The sequence below is a fragment of the Oleiphilus sp. HI0086 genome (assembly GCF_001635225.1).
The window spans coordinates 1-731 of the sequence record NZ_LWFZ01001157.1 but is presented as its reverse complement, the minus strand read 5'-3'; the positions used below and the strand labels follow the sequence as shown (position 1 = coordinate 731).

Below are 731 nucleotides of genomic sequence, written 5' to 3'. Positions count from 1 at the left end.
GAATAACAATAAACGAAGGACTTCCTTGACGAACGATCAATGCCGGAACAGCTCTATCTGAAGGAAGACTCTCTACCACCTTTTGAAATTCTTTTACCGACGTGAATTTCTGGTTATTGAGTCGAGTGATGATATCACCCTGTTTAATCCCTGCTTCACGTGCTGCACCCGACTCTACCTGGATAACATGAACACCGCCATCCAAATTCAAATCATCCAAGGTCTCATGATCAAGTTCTCGCACTTTAATGCCAATACGGTTCGTCTTCTCTACCTGAGGTTTATTTTGTAAAGCGCTCGCACTTTCGTCAGTCGGAAGCTCACCAATCTCGACACTCACTGATTTCTCATCTCCATCACGAACAACTTTTAGTTTGGCCTTGTCACCAACCTTTGTTCGCCCTACCAGCTGCGGTAGTTCAGATGAGAAATCAATCTCTTCTCCTTCATACTCGATAATTACATCACCAGTTTGAATACCTGCTTGGTCTGCAGGCGAGTCCTCAACCACCTGAGCAACTAAAGCACCGTAAGGACGATCCAAACCAAAGGAGTCAGCAAGATCTTTGTTAACTTCCTGGATCAAGACCCCTAACCAACCACGCGCGACATAACCTTGGCCTTTGAGCTGAGCTACGACCTCCATTGCGACATCAATTGGAATCGCAAAAGAAACGCCCATAAAGCCACCTGAACGAGTATAAATTTGAGAATTAATACCAACAACTTCA

Annotated in this window: 1 protein-coding gene; it reads right to left on the bottom strand. The window is 44.7% G+C overall.

The genetic code is table 11. The annotated features are described in order from the left end of the window. A partial coding sequence (locus A3756_RS20330) for a PDZ domain-containing protein (RefSeq protein WP_231875592.1) occupies nt 1-682 on the bottom strand: 682 nt, incomplete at its 3' end. Between the last annotated feature and the right edge of the window lie 49 nt (nt 683-731).